The organism is Adonisia turfae CCMR0081, assembly GCF_011009555.1.
GTDB lineage: Bacteria > Cyanobacteriota > Cyanobacteriia > Phormidesmidales > Phormidesmidaceae > Leptothoe > Leptothoe turfae.
In genome coordinates this window covers 2,718,156-2,725,679 of sequence record NZ_QXHD01000004.1, presented here as the reverse complement: position 1 = coordinate 2,725,679, position 7,524 = coordinate 2,718,156, and the positions used below count along the sequence as shown (strand labels likewise).

Here is a 7,524-nt window from a genome sequence, read left to right as displayed (position 1 = left end):
GGGCTGCAAGTTCACCCCTACACCCTGCGGGATGAAGAGCGTTTTCTCACCTTAAATGAGGATGGCACTCCCCAGACCTCTGGAGATGAATTTCGTCAGCTGATTGAACTGGGTGTGGATGGCTTCTTCACCGACTTCCCTGAAACTGGACGGATTATAGTTGAACAGTTTGAAACCGCTGAAGAGTTTGCTAACCTACGCGGTTCACGGGGTTACGAAGGCATGGGCTTTAGCCCCGACCGGAGTACCCTCTATCCCATGCTAGAAGGCACAGTCCTTGGCGATCCTGAAGGGTCTCTGCGCATCTATGAATTTGATGTAGCCAGCCGCTCATTTGAGGGCATTGTCGGCCTGTATCAGCTGGATGCCCCCAACCATGCCATTGGTGACCTCACCCCCATCAACGAGACTGAATTCTTAGTGATTGAGCGGGATGGTCGTCAGGGTGAAGCTGCCGAATTTAAGCGCATCTACAAAATCGATATCTCTAATGTTGATGAAAATGGCTTTGTAGGAAGAGAGCTGGTTGCTGATCTATTGGACATTGACGATCCTAATGATCTCAATGGTGATGGTAGCACCACATTCTCCTTCCCCTTTGTCACCATTGAAGATGTCCTGGTGCTTGATGAAAATACCATTCTGGTGGCGAATGACAACAACTATCCATTCTCCAGTGGTCGTGATTTCTCGGGTACCGAAATTGACAACAACGAAATCATCACATTGGCACTGGATGAGCCATTAAATCTAGATCCGCGTTTAGGTGTGGCATCGATACCAGAATCAGTCACTGTGGGTGATGATTCTGACAATACCCTGGTTGGCACTGTCAGTGACAACACGATTGCAGGCGGTTTAGGCGCTGACATGATCGCTGGCGGTGACGGTGATGACATCCTGCGGGGTGACCTCAATAGCCGCGATTCCCAGCGCGGTATCGGTGGCGATGACCTGATCTTTGGTGGTGCAGGCAATGATCGAATCGGCGGTAAAGGTGGCAACGACGAGCTATTCGGCGATGCTGGCGATGATCACATTTGGGGTGACGACGGTGATGACCTGCTACAGGGCGGCCTGGGTAACGACACCCTAGTGGGTGACGACTTTGGTCGTGGTCGAGGTGCTGACACCTTTGTCCTGGCCGCAGGTCAAGGTACGGATACTATCCTTGACTTCGAAGTGGGCACTGACCTGATCGGTCTGGCCGATGGCTTATCCTTCTCAGATCTATCCCTTGGTCAGCGTGGCGATGCTGCGGTAATTTCCTTTGGCACTGAGGATCTGGCTCTACTAAATGGCGTAGCTGCTTCAGCTCTAACTGAAACTGCATTTACTGTGGTTTAGGCATAGTTTAGGCATGTAGACGGTCTACAGTTCAAGCAACTCAAACTGTAGACCGCTTTGACGCATATCCTAACCGGGTTCACAAGCTCAGCCCTAAGGGGCGTTGACATTACGCAAACGTTTTTTGCGCAATTTATCCAAGATTGCATACGTCAAACGACTGAAGCGGTTCAACCATTGGCAACTTTGAACTACTTCATTGGTCGTACTTGATATGAGTGTCCTACTACTCACACTGGCATCGGGCATGTTTATTGCTTGCTAGTTATAGCTCCAACTGTACAGGCCATGATTTTTTATGGCCTGTATGCTAATCGCTGGCAGGCCTGCCACCGGTTTGAGCAGAACTAGAGACAATGAATTTGTCCGTTTGGAACAGATTCACTGGTTCTCGTGGAAACTCAAGTGCATTAGGAAATGGCTCGTGAATCTTTTTTATGACCAAGAAAATCTTATTAATAACGAGCGATTCATCGCTCTGTAATACCCTTCGATCATGGTTTACCCAATGTAACTATGAGATAGTTCTAGCTACACAAGGGGGCGATGAAGGTATTTTATTGGCAGTTACTGAAGCACCAGATATTATTTTAATTGACACAGACCTGCCTGTTATCAGTGGTTGGCAAACAATTAAAATTCTTAAAGCATCAACAGTCACGCAAAAGATCCCCATAGTTGCCTTGACAGTTTGCACAACTGAAGCTGAGCGAACCAAAGTGCAGAAATCTGGCTGTGATGCGTGTGAGTTAAAACCCGTTGATCTACAGAGTATTTTAGCTACAGTAAAAACGTTGTTAGGTCCTGTTCCTATCGCTTCAGAAACAACAAATTCTCTACTCTTTCGTAATCCTTCGCGCTTATCCCAAGGATTGTTGTCAGCATCTCAAAATCAGGTGGTTTACATTGAAGATAGTCCATTAGATAGCCAGGCCATGGCGGCAATTATTCAAGGGGCAGGTTATGGTTATCAAAATATCTCTAAGCCCTTAGAGACCATGCCAAGACTATTAGAATTCAGGCCTCAGCTGATTTTTTTAGATTTGGTGATGCCCTATACCAATGGTTACGAACTGTGTGCTCAAATTCGCCGGACTGCATCCTTACGGAGAACACCTGTAATCATGGTAACCAGCAACGATGGCCTGATTGACCGAGTACGCGCCAGATTAGTGGGTGCATCTGGATTCTTTAGCAAGCCTGTTAAGAAAGAAAAGATTCTCAAGGTGCTTAACAAATACCTGGCATCAAATGATCAGCATCTTGCTGAACGATCTTATCAAGGTGAATTCTTGAAGTTAGTGGGTCTAGGATAGACGATTGCTGTTGAATCTAGGGTAGCCCTGAGACCGCTCACATTCTCTCACATTCTATGGATAGCCGCCCTTCCTAAGATTCTTCAAGGACTCCAGGCCAGTTGGCATTGGCGTTGCTGATATGGCCGGGAATATCTTGTTCCCACCGTCTTTGTACCCCTCTGCTGTAGTTAAGATAGAGTTTGCCATCCACAATTTTCCAGGCATTAGGATCAATGGACGCAGTATATCCCTGGCTCACGGCCCAGGCACAGTATCCACCATATTGTGGAGCATACTGTGCAGGATTAGCTGCAAATAAGTCTCGATTTTCTGCACTGACAAACTGCCATGTGGCATTGTTCCAGGTATAGGTAAACTCTGAACTACCCGCAACCGGTCCACCTTGGGTAAAGTAAGCAACGGGGTCAGTGCCACGGATGGCCAGTCCACTATTGTCTGCAAAATATTGGATATTTTGGGTTTCAGGTGCAATAGTTTCTACGGCTGCAGTTGTATCTGGCCCAGCACAGGGATTTGCTCCAGCACAGGGATTTGCCCCAGCACAGGGATTTGCCCCAGCACAGGGATTAGGCGTAGTTGCAACTTCAGTGGCTATGGCCGAACTGTCTTGGATATCGCTAGTTACAGTGGTATCCACGGATTGACTCGATGGATCTACGGCACAGCCTACTGCTAGAACTAAGCTTGCAAGTAGTGTGGCTGTGAATTTACCTGAGGAATTTATGTACATAATTAAAAGTAGTTTTGACTATGGCCATAGCTAATCACAGAAACCTTAATCTGGGCTTAGACAAAACAATTATTCTGAACTATTTTCACTACCACCATACAAATGATTTTCCAACGAAGCTATAGCTTTGGTAGCATCCTCGTCAGTACCAGCTGTAAAAATTAAATCACCCTGCTCTACGTAATCTATCCATTGGGCCGAAAACACTTCATTACCACCATCGTGCCAATAGACTTGCCCAATGCCGTCTAATTCTTCAACCACAAGCCCATAGCCATAAAAGCTCTCATCGTCTTCAAATTCCCGAATATGCGGCGTTTGCACAATAGTAAGCATATCTGGAGATATGACTTGACCAGCAACAACCGTTTGACGAAATTGAATCATATCTTCCACCGTTGAGACTAAGCCACCATTACCAATGAGATTCCAATAAGGTTTGTCGTTTCCCCAACTAGCCTGGCGAATTGTCTCGTCTTGCCTGGTTTTTAGTGAACGGTCACCACCATAAATAGACTCGTACCCAGTATTTTCTAGCCCTAGCCCTGCAATCACATCTTCGCGTAGATAAGCTTCATAAGATTTACCAGAGCGCGCTTCAATGATTGCGGCGACAATGCCAAATCCGGTGTTTGAATACTGATAGGTTTCTCCTGGAAGGAATTCAAGCGATGATTCAAATGCTCGAATGAGAAATTCATCTTTACTCAGCTGTTCTGGATCTGGACCAATAGATTCTACAAATCCAGCGGAGTGTGTCAGTAACTGATGTACTGTGATGTTCGATTTATCGACTGGTACGTTGTCAAAAATGTCACCAAGGGTTTCATCAAAACGTACCTTGCCCTGTTGCACAAGTTTTGCTGCCATTACTCCAGTTACAGTTTTTGTGATGGAATTGATATCAACCAAAGTTTGTTCGGGTGGTATGGTATCAGCTGCTGGAGCCCCAAACTCTCTGAATTGCATAGGCTCGCCATGGTGAGAGATGGCGATAATAACATTGAGATTCTGGGCTTCAATTTCTGCTAGGGCAGCATCTAAACGCTGATCAAATGGAGCACTTGTCGGTAGTGGTTGTGATTTTGGCTGGCATCCAATACTGAACATAATAATGGTTACTCCAGCTAGCCATGGGGACAATTTTGATCGACACATATAATTGCTTCAGTAGTCTGACTAACTAACAAAACCTTGGTGCCATAATAACTGTACAAAGTTTTATTTCAGAACGACAGCGCTTTGGGGACGAACTTTGATTGAGAGTGCAAACTTTAAGGAATCATGCGTAAAGGGATTGTATCTAGCTGTAGTGGCCTCTTATCAACCATAAGCACCCTCAAGTTCTTGAAGCATGCTTTCCTTAATATCGTCATCCAAGTTTTCGCCAGACGTTATCCACGACGACTTTATCAATATCGATATCACACCAGAAGATAGAAATAATTTACCGCACCAGTTTTTGGATATCGTCAAACAGCTTAATCAAAACTATCTGCACTGGAAGCACTTTCGGGATACTAAGCAAGCTACCCACGCCACCTTTTATCTATACACCAAGGATGGCATCAAACAAGCGGTTGAAAAAGCGGCTGAGTCGGGTAATCCCATAGAACAGAATGTTCTACTAATCTTAGAAACAAATCTTGCCTTGGCAACGGTCAATTCGTTATTAATCACCTGTGAAGAATATCTCAAGGCAGAGCAATTGCAAAATTGCAAAGACAGCATTGATACCGCCCTTTCTACGCTATATGAGTTTATCAAAACACGAGAAAAACTGAGTCAGTCACGAGATATTGCTATAGAAAGCATTCGACAAGATATTACTAATGATAACGAAAGCACCCAATATGCTTCCTACGGAGCGAGGAAGATTTCAGGTCTACAACATGACGCTAGAATTGATGACCCCAATCTCTACGTTGTTAGACAACAGCTCACATCCCTACAAGAAACCTTTACCCTGATCTACCCAGAAGATATTGGCCAGACTTCTTCCAACTTGGCAGGGAAGCAGCGACTAAATTCTCTGCTCTCCAATATCTTTATTGAATTGGTTAAGCCCAATGCAAAAATCACCACCAATAAAGCGAGTGCTAGTGATAATTTCTCAACTATTACAAATAGGTCTGATGTCCCAGTGGGTTTCTTTTCTCCCAACGGGGTTTACTACTTGAGGCAAGTGCCTGGTGAAGAAAGCATATCAGCGACCACTGCTAAGATCATTGAGGTGGAAACAGGTGAAGAGCTGAGAACAATCACCTATAAAGGTTGGCTTACAGCCATGTCGTTTTCAACGGATGGTGCGTATCTGGCCATTGTATTAGACCATCTTTTTAAGGTCATAGACGTATCGACGGGTAAAGAATTTGCTGCCGTGCAGCACCAAGGTATTGTACAGAAAACCTGCTTCTCTCCAGATGGCACTCACTTAGCCGCAGTTTCTATTGACAAAGCCATCAAAATTGTTGAGGTAGCTACAGGCAAGACGATTCGTACCCTGGCCCATAGCAAAAATGAAGCAGACATATCAAAGTCCATATGCTTTTCGCCCAGGGGGACATATCTGGCCGTTCCCAGTGATAAAACAATAAAGATATTGGCTGTTGCCACTGGCCATGAGGTTACAGCATTTTCCCATACAAGTTCAGCCGATGTCCTTTGCTTTTCGCCAGACGAGGCTTACATTGCCACAACCACTGGCTCAAACACCGAAATTACAAAGATATCCACCGGTGAGAAAATCACCTCTATCTCTCATCAGGGTAAACTGCGGGGTATATCATCATCTCCCTTTGGTACCTACCTAGCCATTGGCTCATGGAATAATACAATTAAACTCATCAAAGTAGTCACTAAAACAGGCGGCAGAAACGTTTATACCATTAAGCACGAAGAGGACGTTAATGCCGTCGCGTTCTCTGCCGATGGAGGATACCTGGCCACAGCATCGTCAGATCAAACCGCTAACATAATCAAAGTTGCTACCGGTAGACGCGTTACCACCATTGCCCATGATGCCCACGCCATTGCCCTATCCTTTGCGGCCAATCGCTCGTACCTTGCTACAGCCTCTTTAGATGGCACAGTGAAGTTACTGGATTTACCCAAGCTTGTTGAAGATGCAAGTGAAGATGAAAGTACTGCAGCTAATCCCCAAGTCGAAGAGTCTTCCCTTGTTCAAATGAACAAAGCTGAGGTCTTTTTCAAGGCTTGGCGGATAGAACAGGCAAATGTCAGCAGTTTCTATGAGTTTATGTTGGCCAAAGCTGAACAGGGTGGTTTATCGGCTAAATACAATGCACCTATTTTAGAGACTCATCTTTTACTGGAAGCTTTATTTTTCTTGGTAGCCAGTGCTGAAAAGAACTACCAAACCATTAGTCCCTATCTGGCTGATTTGGAAAATGGTGAACTGTATCTGCCTGCGTTGCAGGATCTCAGGGATAATGTTTCAGCAGCATTGTCGTCTCTCTATGAGTTTATCCATAGCCGTATGCGGTTAGATGATGATAGCTATCCCCAGGCGCTGGAACGATTTCAACGAGATATTGAGGTAGATATTTATACGAGTCAGCTGATTCTGACTATTTACGAGAAAATTCTGGCATTTCTGCGGTATGACGGCATAAAGCAGAGCAGTGAGTTCCACACGGTAAAGGGGATGCTGGATAAGATCTTTGACATCATTGATGCATTGTTGCCGGATGAGGTGAGGCGTCAGCGCAATGGTTCGCAAAATGGGATGGCCAATAATATTTCTATTGCAGAAGCACTGCAGGTGATTGAGGCATTTGATTTGACGGAAGCCGAGTTGGTGCCGTTGTTGTCGAAATTAAAGCACAGCGGTGTGATGAATGCGGCAATTGCGCTAGCGGCAATGTCTAAAGTGACATCAGCGACGGTGGTGGAGCTATGCCGGGGGTTGCCAAATGAGGCGATTAATATACGGGTGGCATTGTTGGCACTGAAGAAACGGCGGAAGACTCATTATATTGGGACGGTCATGCCGTGGGTGAAGATTACGCAAAGAGATGTTTTGTTGAGGAAGTTGGAGAAAGCTCCTGTTAAGACGTGGTGGCGGCGGTGATGGAGCGTTGTTTAGGGCGCATATCAGTGCGCCCT

At 45.5% G+C, this 7,524-nt stretch carries 5 protein-coding genes; 3 read left to right on the top strand and 2 right to left on the bottom strand.

Going from position 1 to position 7,524, the window contains the following annotated elements; all coding sequences use genetic code 11:
• A partial coding sequence (locus DXZ20_RS15995) for an esterase-like activity of phytase family protein (protein WP_250565783.1) occupies positions 1–1,347 on the top strand: 1,347 nt, incomplete at its 5' end.
• A 437-nt stretch (positions 1,348–1,784) separates the two neighbouring features.
• Complete coding sequence (locus DXZ20_RS15990; RefSeq protein ID WP_163659325.1) at positions 1,785–2,663, top strand: response regulator transcription factor; 879 nt, start codon at positions 1,785–1,787, stop codon at positions 2,661–2,663.
• A 73-nt stretch (positions 2,664–2,736) separates the two neighbouring features.
• On the opposite strand, the gene DXZ20_RS15985 is transcribed toward DXZ20_RS15990, so the two are convergent.
• Together DXZ20_RS15985 and DXZ20_RS15980 are read right to left on the bottom strand one after the other, a co-directional pair.
• Positions 2,737–3,396, bottom strand: coding sequence for a YHS domain-containing (seleno)protein (locus DXZ20_RS15985; RefSeq protein ID WP_163699230.1), 660 nt, complete (start codon positions 3,394–3,396; stop codon positions 2,737–2,739).
• A gap of 69 nt (positions 3,397–3,465) precedes the next feature.
• The gene (locus DXZ20_RS15980; protein ID WP_163699228.1) at positions 3,466–4,506 is read right to left on the bottom strand and encodes a serine hydrolase domain-containing protein; all 1,041 of its coding nucleotides are present in this window, start codon (positions 4,504–4,506) and stop codon (positions 3,466–3,468) included.
• Positions 4,507–4,750: 244 nt separating this feature from the next.
• On the opposite strand from DXZ20_RS15980, the gene DXZ20_RS15975 reads away from it, so the two are divergent.
• Positions 4,751–7,489 (top strand): WD40 repeat domain-containing protein, encoded by a 2,739-nt coding sequence (locus DXZ20_RS15975; protein ID WP_163699226.1) that lies wholly within the window; start codon positions 4,751–4,753, stop codon positions 7,487–7,489.
• Positions 7,490–7,524: the final 35 nt, after the last annotated feature.

Excerpts from the sequence above, each read along its gene's own strand:
- DXZ20_RS15990 (WP_163659325.1), top strand. The coding sequence starts at position 1,785 with ATGACCAAGAAAATCTTATTAATAACGAGCGATTCATCGCTCTGTAAT.
- DXZ20_RS15985 (WP_163699230.1), bottom strand. The coding sequence starts at position 3,396 with ATGTACATAAATTCCTCAGGTAAATTCACAGCCACACTACTTGCAAGC.
- DXZ20_RS15980 (WP_163699228.1), bottom strand. The coding sequence starts at position 4,506 with ATGTTCAGTATTGGATGCCAGCCAAAATCACAACCACTACCGACAAGT.
- DXZ20_RS15975 (WP_163699226.1), top strand. The coding sequence starts at position 4,751 with ATGCTTTCCTTAATATCGTCATCCAAGTTTTCGCCAGACGTTATCCAC.